We start from the raw sequence: 15567 nt of genomic DNA, 5'->3' as shown, positions 1-15567 counted from the left end.
GCAAAAAAGAAGTGGCGCCGAATGATTCCGGCGCCACTTGCTCACTATTTTTCAACGACTTATCGACGGCCCATCATGCCACCCATCGGCATTTTGTTCATCATTTTCATCATCTGCTTCATTTGCTCAAACTGCTTCATGAAAGCATTTACTTCCTCCAGTTTTTTGCCGCTGCCTTTGGCAATGCGGTTTTTGCGGGAAGGATTGATGATATCAGGATTGGCCCTTTCTTCTGGCGTCATGCTGTGTATCATGGCCTCGATGCCTTTGAAGGCATCATCCGGAATATCGAGGTCTTTTACCTGCTTGCCCAAACCGGGTATCATGCCCAGCAAATCTTTCATGTTACCCATCTTTTTGATTTGCTGAATCTGCTGTAAAAAGTCTTCGAAGTCGAACTGGTTTTTGCGGATTTTCTTTTCCAGTTTTTTGGCCTGTTCTTCGTCAAACTGGGCCTGCGCTTTTTCTACGAGGGTAGTAATATCACCCATGCCCAAAATACGCTGCGCCATACGGTCGGGATAGAACACATCGAGTGCATCCATCTTTTCGCCGTTGCTCACAAACTTAATGGGCTTGTCTACCGTGTACTGAATAGAAATGGCGGCACCACCACGGGTATCACCATCGAGCTTGGTGAGCACCACACCACTAAAGTCGAGGCGGTCGTTGAAGGCTTTCGCCGTATTCACTGCATCCTGACCGGTCATGCTATCGACCACAAACAAAATTTCGGTGGGGTTTACAGCAGACTTGATATTGGCGACTTCGGTCATCATCACTTCGTCTACCGCCAGGCGGCCGGCCGTATCAATGATGACTACATTTTTGTTTTTGGCTTTTGCCTCGGCAATAGCCGCTTTAGCAATGCTTACCGCATCTTTATTTTCCCGGTCGCTGTATACATCTACCTGTATTTGCTCGCCCAATACATGCAGCTGATCGATGGCCGCAGGGCGATAAATATCGGCCGCTACCAGCAACGGACTTTTCTTTTGGCTCTTGAGGTAGTTGGCCAGTTTACCACTAAAAGTAGTTTTACCACTACCCTGCAAACCAGCAATCAAAATCACTGCAGGGGTGCCGGTGATGTTGAATTCGCTGGCTTTGCCGCCCATCAGTTCGGTGAGTTCGTCTTGCACAATCTTCACCATTTGCTGGCCGGGGCTCACACTCAGCAGTACTTTTTCGCCCAATGCTTTGTCTTTTACCTTATCGGTAAAATCCTTGGCTATCTTATAATTTACGTCGGCGTCTACCAGTGCCCGGCGAATGTCTTTTACCGTATTGGCAATGTTCAGTTCGTTGATGCGTCCCTGGCCTTTAATATTCTTAAACGCCGACTCTAACCGCTCCGATAATGATTCGAACATGAAACTTGATTTTTAATACACAAAGAAAAAAGGATGCAATCAAGAAAGATTACATCCTAAAAATGAGGTGCGAAATTAAGGGAAGGAACCGAACCGCGTCAGGTTCCCAGATAAACTTTCAGCAGCTTGGAGCGGCTGGTGCTTTGCAGCTTAGCCAATGCCTTGTCTTTTATTTGCCGTACCCGCTCCCTAGTGAGGTGAAACCGGTGGCCAATGTCTTCGAGGCTCAGCGGATTGTCGATACCGATGCCAAAAAAATAACAGAGCACTTCCTTCTGGCGTTCGGTGAGGGTATTCAGGCTGCGGCTGATTTCCGTCTTCAACGATTCGTGGTGGTCGAGGTTGGTATTGGCCTGATCGGCATTGGGGTTCACCATCAGATCAATCAAAGAACCATCTTCACTGTCCGACACAGGTGCATCCATGCTGATGTGCCGGCCGCCAATGCTGAGTGTGGCCGCTACTTCATCGGTTTCCATTTCCAGCACATCAGCCAGTTCTTCGGGGGTGGGCTCCCGTTCGTACTCCTGCTCCAATTGGTTGAAAGCCCGGGTTACCTTATTGGTGAGCCCCACTTTATTAAGCGGCAGGCGTACAATGCGGCTTTGCTCGGCCAGGGCCTGCAAAATGCTCTGGCGAATCCACCACACAGCATAAGATATGAATTTGAAACCTCTGGTTTCATCAAAACGTTGGGCGGCCCGAATGAGGCCGAGATTGCCTTCGTTGATGAGGTCGCTCAGGGTTAGCCCCTGATTTTGATATTGCTTGGCAACACTCACTACAAAACGCAGGTTGGCCGCTACCAAACGGTCGAGTGCCCGTTGGTCGCCTTGTTTAATGCGGATGGCGAGTTGAACTTCTTCTTCGGGTGTGATCAATTCCACACGCCCGATTTCCTGTAGGTACTTCTCCAGGCTTTGTGATTCCCGGTTGGTAATAGATTTGGTAATCTTGAGTTGGCGCATACTCATAGAGCAGAATTTTTGGTGGTTGAAAAAGTGTGGTAGTTATGGGTCAGTAGGATGTTGTATGCCAAAATCTTGCACTCCGCGGGCCTTCATCTCAGTATGAAAGTTAAGGGATAGTGAAACCCCAATCCAAAAAAACTGCCCGAAAAGCAAAAAAATAACCCCGAAAACCCTTGTTTGTGGAGGGTTTTGGCCAGTTGAGATGAACAAGGAGGGTAGTAAAAATTATTTTGATGCGTTAATTTATTTTCTATTATTGCACGCATCGCAATTTGAACCACAATAACTCCTGCGAAGTAGATGAGTAAGAAGCAAAAATTCACACTAGAATATCCCGTTAGGTGCTCCCCCACCATTTTGTACGAATTCCTGGCCACCTCTAATGGTTTGCAAGAATGGTTTGCAGATAAAGTGGATGATAAAGACAATGTTTGGCTGTTTACCTGGAATGGTGCCACTGAAAAAGCCTCGGTAGTAGAACAAGAGCAGGACAAATTTGTACGATTCCGTTGGTCGCATACTGGTCCTGATGAATACTTCGAATTCCGCATTGAGAAAACAGAAGTGAGCAATCAGACCATTTTGGTGATTACCGATTTTGCTGAAAAAGCAGACATCAAAGACCAAAGCCAATTGTGGGATTATCAGGTAAAAGACCTGTTTCACCGCTTGGGCAACTAAGCCTGTTGCAACTCCGTCATGAGTTCGGCAAAAGCCGCTACATAAAATTGAAATGCCTGTGCCCAATCGGTTACAGGTATTTTTTTGCCAGCTATCAACCAAAGCTCACTTGCTGGTGCAGTGTGTAACTGCTGCCAATGTGCGTTGGGCAATTCATAATCCCATGGATCGTTCGTTTGCCCTACTTGCCAGCCTTGCTGGCCCAACCGCTCTACTGCTGCGGATAAATCACTTGCATATTGCCCGCTTACATGTAAGCGAATGCTGAAATGATGCCCCCACCAGAAAAAACTGCGGATGGCAAAATGCCCTTCGTTGTCAAAACACCGCGGATAGTCGAGCATTACCCAGGGCATTTGTTCGTATTGCTCTCCTTTCGAAATTCTGGGCTGCCCCGCAAAGGCTTGCGGATATTGCTTTGCCAACCCTACAGCCTGCTGGCGGTAGGCATCGGCAAGGCATCCGAAGATCTCATAAACCTCCGCAATAATGCGGTGCTTCGTTAAAATGAACTGATCCTCAAAAGCCAACTGCCATTCTGCAGTTGAAAGTGCTAATTTTGGCGACCTAACGGGCAAATCCATTTACGGAGTGATTAAACAATTAGACAAATTAATACTGCGGGCTTTCATCGGTCCATTTCTTGCCACGTTTCTCATTGCCATTTTTGTACTCATTCTGCAATTCTTCTGGCTCTGGATCGACGACTTTGTGGGTAAAGGTATTGATATGGCCACGTTGGGCGAAGTAGTGTTGTATGTGGCAGCCAGTTGGGTACCCGTAGCCCTGCCGCTGGCTATGCTGCTATCCACCATTATGACCTTTGGCAATTTGGGTGAAAGCTATGAACTCGTTGCCATTAAATCGGCCGGCATATCGTTGTTGAGATTTATGCGGCCCATACTTGCCGCCAGCATATTGATTGTAGGCGTCGCTTTTTTGTTCAACAACAATATCATTCCCATTGTCAATCTCAAACTGAACAAACTGAAGTATGAGATTGTGTACTCCAAACCTGCGTTCGATATCAAACCGGGTGTGTTTTACGACAACATTGAAGGATACGTGATTAAATTGGGTAGCAAAGAAAATGATGGTGCTCTCATTAAAGACGTCATCATTTATGAAAAAGGAAACTACCTGCAAGACAATGTGATACTGGCCGACAGTGGTTCGATGACAGTGAGCAGCGACAAACGTTTCCTGAAATTTCACCTGAAGCATGGCACCCGCTACGAAGAAAGAGGCATGCGCAGTACGGTAAATACAGAACTCATTCGGGTAGGTTTTGATGAGTATGAAAAGATTTTTGACCTCACCAGTTTTTTTCGGGTAGAATCCAACGACAGTTTGTTTAAAGACAACTACCGCATGTTGAGTGTACGCCAGTTGAAACACTTCATGGATTCCGTCGTAGTAAAGAAAGATTCCCTGTCGAAAAGAATACAAACGGATGTGAGCGGCAATTTTGCTTTTGTAAAACTTTACGACAGCAACAAATTGAAACTGCCGACGGTCAACCCCAAAACCTTGCCCAAAACGGCCAACAAAATTTTTCCCGACAGTACCAAAACCATTTTGGCAGATATGGCTTTGAGCAAGCTGAATGCGGCCAAATCTTCCATGGATATTTTTTACGCCGATTACAATGGCCGTAGCAGAGAAATACGGGAATACATGATTGGCATGCATCAGAAGTTTGCCTTGTCCTTTGCCTGCTTTGTGATGTTTCTGATTGGTGCACCACTGGGTTCCATCATTCGCAAGGGCGGCATAGGTACGCCGCTGGTTTTTGCCGTTATCTTTTTTGCTATTTTTCATTTGCTGAATACCACGGGAGAAAAGCTGGCCAAAGAAGCCGTGCTCTCTCCTTTTGTTGGCACATGGCTTCCTTCTATTGTAATGGTGCCCATTGGCATTTTCTTAGGATACAAAGCCATGCGGGATTCACAATTGTTCAACAAAGAATTTTACTACCGCACAGCGGTGCAATTCAAAAAAATCATCCGGCGCAATGCCACAAAAAACGAAGCATGAACAGAAGAAATTTCTTAACCGAAGGTTCGAAAGCGGCTGCTGGTATAGTGGTGGCAGGCGGTGCATTGGCCAGCCTCAGTGCTTGTGGCAATAAAGCTCAAGCTACTGCGAGTAAATTCTATGCCGGCACACCCGGACTGATACAACGTCCACTGGGTTATGATTACAATGCGTTGCTGCCATCAATCGATGCCGCTACCATGGAAATTCATTATAGCAAACATGCAGCGGCCTACACCAAAAACATGACCGAAGCATTGGCTGCAGAAGCCCCCGACACCAAGCAGTTGGAAACACTGTTTGCCAACATGAGCAAGTACAGCGCCAAGCTGCGCAACAATGCCGGCGGCCATTACAACCACGAAAGTTTTTGGCGCTTTATGAAACCCGGTGGTGCAGCTATGCCTGCTGCACTCAAAGCTGCTATCGAAAAGCAGTTTGGTTCAGAAGCCGACATGCGTACTGCTTTTGCAGCTGCAGGTACCAGCCGCTTTGGCAGTGGCTGGGCTTGGTTGGTGGTAGATGCCAACAAGCAACTGAAAATTGGCAGCACCCCAAATCAAGACAATCCGCTGATGGATGTGAGTGAACTGAAAGGATACCCCATTCTTGCGTTGGATGTTTGGGAACATGCTTATTATCTCAAATACCAAAACAAACGGGCCGATTACATTGCTGCCTGGTGGAACATTGTGAACTGGGACGAAGTGTATGCCCGCTACCAGTTTGCCATGGCATAACGCAATTATATTTCTGCAACCAAACAAAGCTGATATTTTACCGAATGAAAACAGTTACCAAATGGTCGAATGACATGGCATTCGACAAGCGAATACGACGAACATGTAATCAACTTGAATGGCGCTACCGGCCCCGATGGCAAGCGACTGGCCTTTAGCCCCAAAGCTTTGTTGCTGAGCGGCCTTGCCGGCTGCAGCGGCATTGATGTGGTGGAAATTCTCACCAAAATGAAAGTACCGTTTACCAAGCTGGAAATTGAAGCTGAAAGTGAACCTGTAACCGAGCATCCCAAAGTGTTTCAAGACATCCACATTGAATACAAAATAGATGCAGCACCTGAAGATGAAGACAAAGTAAAAAGAGCCGTTTCGCTGTCGTTGGAAAAATATTGTGGTGTAGCAGCCATGCTCCGCAAAAACAGCGCCATCGTGCCTACCATCACCCTCATCTAATATTTTTACATGCCGGCAAGAGAAGCAACACTCCAATCCTTTCGGGTACAACGTTGGGTAACGCTGGTGGGAGTTGTGCTGCTCATCCTCAAGTTTGCCGCTTACTACGTTACGCATTCAGTAGCCATCTTAACCGATGCACTGGAAAGTATTGTCAACGTAGTTGCCGGTGGCATTAGTTTATACAGTTTGTATGTGGCAGCCAAGCCCCGCGACAAAGACCACCCTTACGGACACGGGAAGGCTGAATTTTTATCAGCCGGTGTTGAAGGCACACTCATTGGCGTGGCAGGTGTCTGGATTATTATTGAAGCCATTCAAAAACTGCTCCATCCCGCACCCATTCACCAGCTTGATATTGGTTTGGTATTGATTGCCATCAGCGGTGTGGTAAATTATCTGGTAGGTGCTATTGCCGAAAAAACAGGACACAAAAACAATTCACTGGCCATTGTAGCCACCGGCAAACACCTGAAGAGTGATGCCTATTCCACCGCAGGATTGGTGGCGGGTTTGTTGCTCCTCATGTTTACCCAATGGCAATGGGTGGATAGTGCCGTGGCATTGCTGTTTGGCTTGCTCATCATCTTCACCGGCATTGGTATTGTACGCAAAAGCGTAGCCGGCATTATGGATGAAGCCGACACCGATTTGTTGCAACAAATGGTAACGCTGCTCAACAAAGAACGCCAGCCAAACTGGATTGACTTGCACAACCTGCGCATCATCAAATACGGCAATCAAATGCATGTTGATTGCCACCTCACCATTCCATGGTACCTCAATGTACACGAAGCCCACGCCGAAGTAGACCTGCTCACCAATGCAGTGCGGCATGAGTTTGGCAGTAGTTTAGAAATCTTCACCCACACCGATGGCTGCCTGCCCTTCAGCTGCCGCATTTGTCAGGTGCAAGAATGCCCCCACCGCAAGCAACATTTTGTACGCAGCATTCCGTGGACGCTGCACAATCTTTTTGAAAACAAAAAACACCGCATCGAACATGAAGCATAATATAGCCGCCGCCGTAGACCATACTTTACTCAAACCTGGTATGCTGGCCAGCCAGGTTGAGTTACTCTGCGAAGAAGCCAAAACACAAGGCTTTACCGCCGTATGTGTACCACCGCTGTTTGTAAAACAAGCCAAGCAAGCTCTGGAAGGTAGCAGCGTAAAAGTGGCTACTGTTATCGGTTTCCCCTTTGGCTACTCAGCCATCGAAGCCAAACTGGCCGAGACCTTGCTGGCCATTGTAGATGGTGCCGATGAACTCGATGTGGTCATCAACTTTACGGCCATCAAAAATAACGACTGGACATTTGTGGCGAATGAAATCAACCACCTGATGCCGGTGATTACTGCCAACAACAGAACCATCAAAGTAATTATCGAAAGTGGCGTTCTCACCGATGATGAAATCATTAAATGCTGCGAAATTTATGGTGCAGCAGGTGTGCATTTTATGAAAACCTCTACCGGCTACGCCGAAAAAGGTGCCAGCGTTCATGCCGTTGAACTGATGCGCAAAAACCTGCCTGCCCACATCCAAATCAAAGCTTCTGGTGGCATCAGAGATGCAGCTTTTGCTGAAGCACTAATGGATGCCGGCGCTACCCGTTTAGGTACCAGCAGCGGCATTGCATTGGCACAGGGCAAAGCATCCACTACCCAATATTAACAGGCTGCGCAACAGCTACTACACCCCCACCGTTAAATTTGCACCTATGAACTGGACTAAATTTTTACCCGTCATTGCAGCCTTGCTCCTGTGCAGCTTCGCATTGCATGCTCAACAAACAGACAGCACCGCTACCGCAGTGGTACATGCCGACCCAAGAGTAAACTGGCTGGCAGAAAAGCAGGCGCAAATCAACAAGGTATCGGTGTACAAAAACAGCGCCGGCCAATGGAAAGGCTACCGGGTGATGGTGCTCAACAGCAACAACCGCGACCTGGCCAACAAAACCAAGGCCGACCTGCTCAAATACTTTCCCGACAAAGGCGTGTACATGGCCTATCAGGCACCGTATTTCAAACTCAAAGCCGGCGATTTTGTAAAACGGGAAGACGCAGAAAAATTCAGGAAAGAACTCAGCAAATATTTTACGGGTAGTTTGTTTGTGATGAACGACATCATTAAAGTAACTGCCGAAGAAGAAGCCAAATTACTGGCTGCCGAAAAAGACGAAAAAGGATATTGAGGATGTCTACTACACTACAAGAAATCATACAACAAAAAGCAGCCGCATATCAATCGGACTGCATAGCGATACGCCATCATTTACACAGCCATCCTGAGCTCAGCTATCAGGAGTTTGAAACATCCGCTTTCATTCAGGCCGAGCTCACCAAACTGGGCATTGCTTTCGAAGTAATGGCAACCACCGGTGTAGTAGCGTTGATACAAGGTAAGAATCCCGACAGCCGCATCATTGCCCTTCGGGCAGATATTGATGCCCTGCCCATTCAGGAAGAAAACGACCTGTCATACAAAAGTACCCGACCAGGCATCATGCATGCTTGTGGCCACGATGTACATACCACCTGCCTGCTGGGTGCAGCCCGTATTCTTCATGAAACAAAAGAATATTGGGAAGGCACGGTGAAACTCATCTTTCAACCCGGTGAAGAAAAAAATCCCGGTGGCGCCAGCCTCCTGATCAAAGAGGGTGTGCTCAGCAATCCCAAACCCGACGGCATTGTAGCGCTGCATGTACATCCGGGCTTGGCTACCGGTCAGTTGAGTTTTCGCAGTGGCACAGTTATGGCCAGTGCCGATGAATTGTATTTTACCGTGAAGAGCAAAGGCGGCCACGCTGCAGCCCCACACCTCACCAGCGATACCATTGTCGCAGCTTCGCATCTGGTGATTTCATTGCAACAAATTATCAGCCGCAACAACAATCCTTTCAACCCTTCCGTGCTCAGCATTTCCTCCTTTCAGGGCGGGCATACCACCAATGTTATTCCCAGCGAAGTAAAGCTCATGGGCACTTTGCGCTGCATGAACGAAGAGTGGCGTTTCAAAGCACATGAGCTCATCCGCCGTCATGTGCAGCACCTTGGCGAAGCCATGGGTGTAGACATGAGTGTGCATATTGATGTGGGCTATCCCACTGTACTCAACAACGAACGCCTCAACAGCAATGCAAGAGCGTTAGCCGCCACTTATTTTGGCGACAGCCACATTGAAGAAACCGAAATGCGGATGGGTGCCGAAGACTTCGGCTACTATGCCCAGCAAATACCCGCCTGCTTCTTCCGCCTCGGCGTGATGAACGAAGCCAAAGGCATTACCAGCGGCGTACATACGCCCACTTTCAATGTAGACGAAGCCGCCATTCAAAATGGCGTCGGCATCATGGCCTGGCTCGGCGCTACATTGCGGTATTAAGACTTTTCAGCTATTGAATAGCTCAACATAAAAGCCCCGGCCTATGCACGTTATACAATGCATATACAGGGGCTCTCAGCTTTTGTACACATAGCATCAGTCGTTCACGCTGCTCCGGGCTCCGCTACCGCTCCGGCCCCGACCGTAGCGTCGGGGCTACCCCTGCACATCGTGCAGCCCTTCAGCTTTGGTAATGCTATTTTGCAAATAAATGCCCAGATCAACGGCTGTTTTTTGCCTGCTCAACATTTGCTATACTTGCAATGCACAACCAACAAGCCATGCAAATCAACGAAGCCCAGCAACAACGCATTGCCAACATGAGCTTTGCATCCGTGTATCCGCACTACATTGCCAAAGTAGAAAAGAAGGGCCGCAGCAAAGCCGAGCTCGATGAAGTCATTCTGTGGCTTACCGGCTATACAGCAGATGAATTGCAAGCCCACATCAATAGCAAAACCAACTTCGAAAACTTTTTTGGGCAGGCACGGTTGCATCCCAATGCCCACCTCATTACCGGCGTTATCTGTGGCTACCGCGTAGAAGACATTGAGCACCCGCTGACGCAACAGGTACGCTACCTCGACAAGCTTGTAGACGAACTCGCCAAGGGCAAAAAAATGGAGAAGATTTTACGGCAGTAAAATCAATCAAACCGGTGCACAGCGTATGGAGCCAAATCCACAGAAGTTGATTTTTCTGCAGCCAGTTCGCTTACCAGTTTACCCGTTGCAGCACCCAGGCTCATGCCTACCATGGCATGCCCTGTGGCCACAATACAGTTGCCATATTTTTCCGTTCGACCGATAAAAGGCATACCATCGGCACTGCAAGGGCGGTAGCCATACCATACATCTTTCAATTCAGGTGTCGGTATGTTGGATTCAGGGAAATACCCCTGTGCCGCTTTCACAATGCCCAACACCCGGTTCATGCGGGGCGGTGCATCCAGATTCGTTATTTCCATGGTGCCGCCCAGCCGGGTATGCAGTGCATCAAAGGGTGTCAACGCCACACGGCCTTCCATCAGCACAGCAGGATGTTGCAGCGGTAGTTCGCCATTGCCAAATACCATGCTGTAGCCACGGCCGCCCACCAACGGCAGCGATACATTCACCAGTTTCGCTACTTCCCTGCTCCACGAGCCGGTCGCAATCACCACCACATCAGCCGACAACCATTCATTGCCAGCTTTCACTTTTGTAATGCGGTTGCCCTGTTTCTCTACCTCAGTTGCGGTGGCGTGTGGCAAAAACCTTACACCTTGCTGCCGCAGGTACTGTTGCATTTGCTGCATCACTGCATTGGGATGCAAATGCGCATCGCATTCAAAATACAACGCCCCTTTGATATTGAGTTTCACCTGTGGCTCCATAGCTTGCACTTCGTCAGCCGTCAACACACGGGTACCTGCCAAACCCAACGCCAGCGCCTCTTTCACCGTGTGATGCGCATGATGTTCTTTCTCTGCCGTTTGAAAATATTCCAGCAATCCTTTGCGCTGATACGCAAACTCGAACCCTGGCAATGACAACCAGTCTTCATACAGTTTTTTACTCAGCAACGCAATGTCTCGCAGTGGCACCGCATTCTTCGCTACATTTTGTGGTGTAGCATGTTTTACAAATTTTAAACCCCAACTAATCAGCCCCCAATCGAGGCGGGGCTTGATGTAAAAAGGGCTCTCCGGATTGAGCATCCAACGCAAGCCCTGGCTAATGATACCCGGCGACGCCAAGGGCACAAAGTGACTGGGACAAACATATCCGGCATTGCCATAGCTGCAGTTGTCGCTGAAATCGCCCCTGTCCACAATCGTTACATCAAAACCTTCCTGTTGTAAATAGTAGGCACTGCTCAATCCAACAATGCCGCCGCCAATCACTACTGCTGTTGCCATATCACTTGCTGATTAAAATTGTTACTCCACATTGGCCACTTTAAATGGCTGTACTGAAATTTCTTGCCACACTCCCTGCTGTATGTATGGCTCATTGTTATACCAATGCTCAAAGTCGGCTTCGGTTTCAAACTGCACAATCATCACACTGCCATTCATTTGCCCCTGTTCGTTGAGCGTGGCGCCACCCACCACAAACTGGCCATTGGCTTTTAGCCGGCTGGCACCGGCCAAATGAAAAGGCCTGGCCTGCATTCTTCTTTCCAATGCATCCGCATCAACTCCATCCTTGGCTATTATCACATACTGTTTCATATCGCATCGTTTATATCACCTGAAATCCATACGCATACGGATCATCGTCAGTATCAATCCAAATATTATTGTAGCCATAAATACGGGCCCAACCTTCAATACTGGGACGCATGGCTGGCTTGCCATGCACCGTCAGTTCTTCCTCAATACGACCAATGAACTTACTGCCAATGATGCTTTCATGAATGAAGGCATCGCCTTTTTTCAATAAGCCTTTGGCATACCACTGCGCCATTCTTGCAGAAGTGCCCGTGCCACAAGGCGAACGATCAATGGCTTTATCGCCATAGAACACCGCATTTCTGGCGGTAGATGTTTTGTCTATCACCGCACCAGTCCATAAAATATGGCTACAACCATGAATGGTGGGATTATCCGGATGCACAAATTCATATTGTGAATTGATGTTTTTGCGCAGCTCTCTGGCCCATGCCACCAACTGATCAGCGCTGTAATGCTCCAGCCCTTTGAAGTTTTTTTGTACATCAACGATGGCATAAAAGTTTCCGCCATAGGCCACATCAACCACCAGCTCTCCCAAACCCGGACATTGTGCAGTCAACTCCGTACTATGCAAAAATGCAGGCACGTTGGTGAGTTTAACGGACTTTACCTTGCTGCCTTCTTGTTGGTATTCAATCATCACCAAACCCGCCGGTGCTTCCATGCGAACTATGCCCGGTGTTTTGGGTTGAATCAATCCTTCTTCAATGGCAATGGTAATGGTGCCAATGGTTCCATGGCCACACATGGGCAGGCAGCCACTGGTTTCAATAAACAGCACCGCAACATCATTGGCCGGGTCGTGTGGTGCATACAAAATGCTGCCACTCATCATGTCATGACCGCGGGGCTCAAACATGAGTCCTTGTCGTATCCAATCATACTCCTGCATAAAGTGCTGGCGCTTTTCACTCATATTAGCACCCTGCAACACAGGTCCACCTTCTTTTACCAACCGCACCGGATTGCCACAGGTATGTGCATCCACACAATGAAATACAGACTTCGGCATACTTATTTTTTCGCTTGCTTTTCGGAACATTAAAATGGATACACGATATTAGATTTGCCAATACACGTTAGACTCTCAGAGCATGAACGACTACATCAATGCATGATCGTTCAATTAAGCAATCGCATCTTTCGACAACTGTCCATTAATGCTGCGCAGCAGCTGCAACGGATTGGCATTTTGCAATTCGGCAGGCAGCCAATGGTCGGGCCAACTTTGATAGGCAATAGGACGTGCAAAACGCTTGATCGCATCTGCGCCTACAGAAGTAAAACGGCTATCAGTAGTAGCAGGAAACGGTCCGCCATGATGCATGGCGTGGCAAACTTCTACACCCGTTGGCACACCATTCAAAATAAAGCGGCCACATTTTTCTGCAATGGCATCCAGCAAAGCGGCATGCGATTGCAAATCATTTTCCGTACCCATAACGGTAGATGTCAATTGTCCTTCCATAGCATGAGCTACAGCCAGGAGTTCCTGTTCATCAGCACACTGCACCAGCAAACTAAACGGACCAAACACTTCCTGATGCAACAACGGATTGTGTAAAAAAGTAGCAGCATCTACAGTGGCAATAGTGGCCACAGCCTGCGCATCATCTGCACTTTCCAAACCCGCTGCCAACAGCGTTATGCCTTGCTGCGCCAATGCTGCAGCTCTTTTGGCCACGTAGGCTTTTTGTATGCCTGCATGCAGCATATTGCCCGCAGGAATAGCCGCCACAGCCGTAGCCAGCGCCGTTGCAAAATTGACTAACGCACTCCCCTTTATGCCCACCAAAATACCGGGGTTGGTGCAAAACTGTCCAACGCCTAATGTAATAGATCCGGCATATGCATTGGCAATACTCACAGCATCCCCGGCCAGTTTTTCGGGCAGCAAATACACCGGATTGACACTGCCCATTTCGGCAAACACCGGAATGGGTTCTTTGCGCTGATTGGCCAAATCGAACAGGGCTTTGCCACCAGCAAACGAACCCGTAAAGCCCACTGCCTTGGTGCGTGGATGCAACACCAACGCCTGCCCCACTTCGAATGAGGCACCATGCACGTGTGTAAATACAGCCGCTGGCAAACCACAAGCAGCCACAGCCGCATGTATCATATCGGCAACCATTTGACTGGTTTGCGGATGCGCCGGATGTGCTTTTACTATCACCGGACAACCTGCTGCCAAAGCAGTGGCGGTATCGCCACCAGCAGTAGAGTATGCAAAAGGAAAATTACTGGAACCAAACACCACTACAGGACCAATGCCCACCAGCATTTTTCGGATGTCAGGTTTCGCAGGTACTTTCTCGGCATTGGCCGTGTCAATTCTTGCTTCGAGCCAATCGCCCTGCACCGTTGCATCGGCATAGCTACGCAATTGAAAAATGGTCCGGCCTCTTTCACCACGCAGTCTGGCTTCGGGCAAATGCGTTTCGGCCATAGCCGTGTGTATCAACGCATCGCCGCTATTTTCCAGTGTATCGGCTATGGCATACATCAATGCTGCCCGCTGCTGTAGCGGCACTTTTCTAAACGCAACAGAAGCCGTGTAAGCGGCTTCCATTAAGGCATGAATCTGTTCAGCGGTAGCGTCTGTATAATTCATGAAAAATATTTTAATGAATGATGCAGCAATGTAGGCAAATGACAGCGATTGCCCCTACCTACATGGCCAGTTTATACGAATGAGATTACAACGCAATCGACAAATAATCGGGCAAAGTTGGACGCACTGCCAGGGCTTTATCGATCACCGATTCAATACGCTGACGCTCCTCACCTACCAGTGTAAGGCGGGGTGCACGTACATACTCGCTGCCAATGCCCACTTTGGCTTCGCACAGCTTGATGTATTGCACCAACTTGGCATGAATATCGAGCTCTAGCAATGGCATAAACCAACGGTAAATAGCCGCTGCTTCTGCAATGCGGCCAGCGTTAACCAACCTGTAAATGCATACCGTTTCGGCAGGGAAGGCACAGACGAGGCCAGCCACCCAGCCATGTGCTCCCATAACCAGTTCTTCCATGGCGAGGGTATCCACACCACACAATATTTTCAGGTCGTTGCCGAAACGATTGATGAGTCTTGTGACATTGGTAATATCACGGGTTGATTCTTTCACCGCCTGAATGTTTTTGTGTTGCAGCAACGTATCAAACATTTCAGGTGTACAGTCTATTTTATAATCAACGGGGTTGTTGTAAATCAAAATAGGAAGGCTGGTATTTTTAGCCACCGAAGTAAAATGAAACAGGGTTTCCCGGTCATCGCTTTTGTAGCGCATGGGTGGCAACAGCATCAGGCCATCTGCGCCCCATTTTTCGGCCAGTTGCGCCTGACGAATGGCTTCGCTGGTGCTGCCTTCAGCCACATTCAGCAATACCGGAATTTTACTGCCAAAACCTTTCAGTGTCTCTTTTACCAGTACTTCTTTTTCTGCTTCGGTCAGGGTACTGGCTTCGCCCAATGAGCCGCCAATAATGATACCATCTACACCGGAGCTTACTTGCACATCAATATTGTGCAGGTACAAATCCATATCCAGTTGATCACCGGCAGTAAACTTGGTTGTAATAGCGGGATAAACACCGTTCCATTGGGGTTGCATAGCAAAATGAATTTTAAAAGATGATACACAAAACTATTCCGGATAACATCTCGGCTGTTTGCAGCACTTGGTCAATCATT

17 protein-coding genes are annotated in these 15567 nt (G+C 48.2%); 9 read left to right on the top strand and 8 right to left on the bottom strand.

From position 1 onward, the window contains the following. Positions 1-59: 59 nt before the first annotated feature. Both ffh and GLV81_RS05310 read right to left on the bottom strand, forming a co-directional pair. A complete protein-coding gene (gene ffh / locus GLV81_RS05315) occupies positions 60-1373 on the bottom strand; it encodes a signal recognition particle protein (RefSeq protein ID WP_157477493.1) in 1314 nt (437 codons plus the stop codon). A gap of 98 nt (positions 1374-1471) precedes the next feature. Next, complete coding sequence (locus GLV81_RS05310) at positions 1472-2347, bottom strand: sigma-70 family RNA polymerase sigma factor (RefSeq protein ID WP_212995043.1); 876 nt, start codon at positions 2345-2347, stop codon at positions 1472-1474. Positions 2348-2644: 297 nt separating this feature from the next. Between GLV81_RS05310 and GLV81_RS05305 the strand changes: the two genes are divergently transcribed. Further along, entirely contained in the window at positions 2645-3025 is a 381-nt protein-coding gene (locus tag GLV81_RS05305) for an START-like domain-containing protein (RefSeq protein ID WP_157477491.1), read from the top strand. Here the strand turns inward: GLV81_RS05305 and GLV81_RS05300 are convergent. Continuing rightward, positions 3022-3609: a hypothetical protein gene (locus GLV81_RS05300; protein WP_157477489.1), complete on the bottom strand. Its 588-nt coding sequence runs from the start codon at positions 3607-3609 to the stop codon at positions 3022-3024. The two genes, GLV81_RS05305 and GLV81_RS05300, sit on opposite strands and share 4 nt — an antisense overlap. Before the next feature lie 7 nt (positions 3610-3616). On the opposite strand from GLV81_RS05300, the gene GLV81_RS05295 reads away from it, so the two are divergent. The 8 genes from GLV81_RS05295 to GLV81_RS05260 all read left to right on the top strand — a co-directional run bounded on the left by GLV81_RS05295 (position 3617) and on the right by GLV81_RS05260 (position 10293). Continuing rightward, positions 3617-5062 carry an LptF/LptG family permease gene (locus tag GLV81_RS05295; RefSeq protein ID WP_157477488.1) on the top strand — a complete coding sequence of 482 codons (1446 nt, stop codon included), beginning with the start codon at positions 3617-3619 and terminating at the stop codon, positions 5060-5062. Then, positions 5059-5802, top strand: a complete 744-nt coding sequence (locus GLV81_RS05290) for a superoxide dismutase (RefSeq protein ID WP_157477486.1) — start codon at positions 5059-5061, stop codon at positions 5800-5802. The genes GLV81_RS05295 and GLV81_RS05290 overlap by 4 nt, the downstream gene beginning before the upstream one ends. A gap of 69 nt (positions 5803-5871) precedes the next feature. Next, positions 5872-6255, top strand: coding sequence for an OsmC family protein (locus tag GLV81_RS05285; protein WP_157477484.1), 384 nt, complete (start codon positions 5872-5874; stop codon positions 6253-6255). 9 nt (positions 6256-6264) lie between these two features. After that, the gene (locus GLV81_RS05280; RefSeq protein ID WP_157477482.1) at positions 6265-7269 is read left to right on the top strand and encodes a cation diffusion facilitator family transporter; all 1005 of its coding nucleotides are present in this window, start codon (positions 6265-6267) and stop codon (positions 7267-7269) included. Beyond that, positions 7259-7933, top strand: a complete 675-nt coding sequence (gene deoC / locus GLV81_RS05275; RefSeq protein ID WP_157477480.1) for a deoxyribose-phosphate aldolase — start codon at positions 7259-7261, stop codon at positions 7931-7933. Before GLV81_RS05280 ends, deoC begins: the two co-directional genes overlap by 11 nt. A 46-nt stretch (positions 7934-7979) precedes the next feature. Next, positions 7980-8456: an SPOR domain-containing protein gene (locus tag GLV81_RS05270; RefSeq protein WP_157477478.1), complete on the top strand. Its 477-nt coding sequence runs from the start codon at positions 7980-7982 to the stop codon at positions 8454-8456. Positions 8457-8458: 2 nt separating this feature from the next. Continuing rightward, entirely contained in the window at positions 8459-9649 is a 1191-nt protein-coding gene (locus GLV81_RS05265) for a M20 metallopeptidase family protein (RefSeq protein ID WP_157477476.1), read from the top strand. A 263-nt stretch (positions 9650-9912) separates the two neighbouring features. Then, a complete protein-coding gene (locus GLV81_RS05260; RefSeq protein WP_246186263.1) occupies positions 9913-10293 on the top strand; it encodes a DUF2200 domain-containing protein in 381 nt (126 codons plus the stop codon). 2 nt (positions 10294-10295) lie between these two features. On the opposite strand, the gene GLV81_RS05255 is transcribed toward GLV81_RS05260, so the two are convergent. The 5 genes from GLV81_RS05255 to GLV81_RS05235 all read right to left on the bottom strand — a co-directional run bounded on the left by GLV81_RS05255 (position 10296) and on the right by GLV81_RS05235 (position 15487). Further along, entirely contained in the window at positions 10296-11549 is a 1254-nt protein-coding gene (locus GLV81_RS05255) for an NAD(P)/FAD-dependent oxidoreductase (RefSeq protein WP_157477474.1), read from the bottom strand. Positions 11550-11570: 21 nt separating this feature from the next. After that, complete coding sequence (locus GLV81_RS05250) at positions 11571-11864, bottom strand: YciI family protein (RefSeq protein ID WP_157477472.1); 294 nt, start codon at positions 11862-11864, stop codon at positions 11571-11573. A gap of 10 nt (positions 11865-11874) precedes the next feature. Further along, on the bottom strand, positions 11875-12879 hold the full coding sequence (locus tag GLV81_RS05245; protein ID WP_157477470.1) for a 4-hydroxyproline epimerase: 1005 nt from the start codon (positions 12877-12879) through the stop codon (positions 11875-11877). A 114-nt stretch (positions 12880-12993) separates the two neighbouring features. Then, a complete protein-coding gene (locus GLV81_RS05240) occupies positions 12994-14481 on the bottom strand; it encodes an aldehyde dehydrogenase (NADP(+)) (protein ID WP_157477468.1) in 1488 nt (495 codons plus the stop codon). Between the two features lie 85 nt (positions 14482-14566). Further along, positions 14567-15487, bottom strand: a complete 921-nt coding sequence (locus GLV81_RS05235; protein ID WP_157477466.1) for a dihydrodipicolinate synthase family protein — start codon at positions 15485-15487, stop codon at positions 14567-14569. Positions 15488-15567 lie beyond the last annotated feature (80 nt).

It is taken from the genome of Phnomibacter ginsenosidimutans (assembly GCF_009740285.1).
Lineage (GTDB): Bacteria > Bacteroidota > Bacteroidia > Chitinophagales > Chitinophagaceae > Phnomibacter > Phnomibacter ginsenosidimutans.
The sequence above is the reverse complement of the archived record's forward strand: the minus strand, read 5'-3'. Positions and strand labels throughout refer to the sequence as shown.

Coding starts and splice junctions, on each gene's coding strand:
- ffh (WP_157477493.1), bottom strand. CDS start 1,373: ATGTTCGAATCATTATCGGAGCGGTTAGAGTCGGCGTTTAAGAATATT.
- GLV81_RS05310 (WP_212995043.1), bottom strand. CDS start 2,347: ATGAGTATGCGCCAACTCAAGATTACCAAATCTATTACCAACCGGGAA.
- GLV81_RS05305 (WP_157477491.1), top strand. CDS start 2,645: ATGAGTAAGAAGCAAAAATTCACACTAGAATATCCCGTTAGGTGCTCC.
- GLV81_RS05300 (WP_157477489.1), bottom strand. CDS start 3,609: ATGGATTTGCCCGTTAGGTCGCCAAAATTAGCACTTTCAACTGCAGAA.
- GLV81_RS05290 (WP_157477486.1), top strand. CDS start 5,059: ATGAACAGAAGAAATTTCTTAACCGAAGGTTCGAAAGCGGCTGCTGGT.
- GLV81_RS05285 (WP_157477484.1), top strand. CDS start 5,872: ATGACATGGCATTCGACAAGCGAATACGACGAACATGTAATCAACTTG.
- GLV81_RS05280 (WP_157477482.1), top strand. CDS start 6,265: ATGCCGGCAAGAGAAGCAACACTCCAATCCTTTCGGGTACAACGTTGG.
- deoC (WP_157477480.1), top strand. CDS start 7,259: ATGAAGCATAATATAGCCGCCGCCGTAGACCATACTTTACTCAAACCT.
- GLV81_RS05270 (WP_157477478.1), top strand. CDS start 7,980: ATGAACTGGACTAAATTTTTACCCGTCATTGCAGCCTTGCTCCTGTGC.
- GLV81_RS05265 (WP_157477476.1), top strand. CDS start 8,459: ATGTCTACTACACTACAAGAAATCATACAACAAAAAGCAGCCGCATAT.
- GLV81_RS05260 (WP_246186263.1), top strand. CDS start 9,913: ATGCACAACCAACAAGCCATGCAAATCAACGAAGCCCAGCAACAACGC.
- GLV81_RS05255 (WP_157477474.1), bottom strand. CDS start 11,549: ATGGCAACAGCAGTAGTGATTGGCGGCGGCATTGTTGGATTGAGCAGT.
- GLV81_RS05250 (WP_157477472.1), bottom strand. CDS start 11,864: ATGAAACAGTATGTGATAATAGCCAAGGATGGAGTTGATGCGGATGCA.
- GLV81_RS05245 (WP_157477470.1), bottom strand. CDS start 12,879: ATGCCGAAGTCTGTATTTCATTGTGTGGATGCACATACCTGTGGCAAT.
- GLV81_RS05240 (WP_157477468.1), bottom strand. CDS start 14,481: ATGAATTATACAGACGCTACCGCTGAACAGATTCATGCCTTAATGGAA.
- GLV81_RS05235 (WP_157477466.1), bottom strand. CDS start 15,487: ATGCAACCCCAATGGAACGGTGTTTATCCCGCTATTACAACCAAGTTT.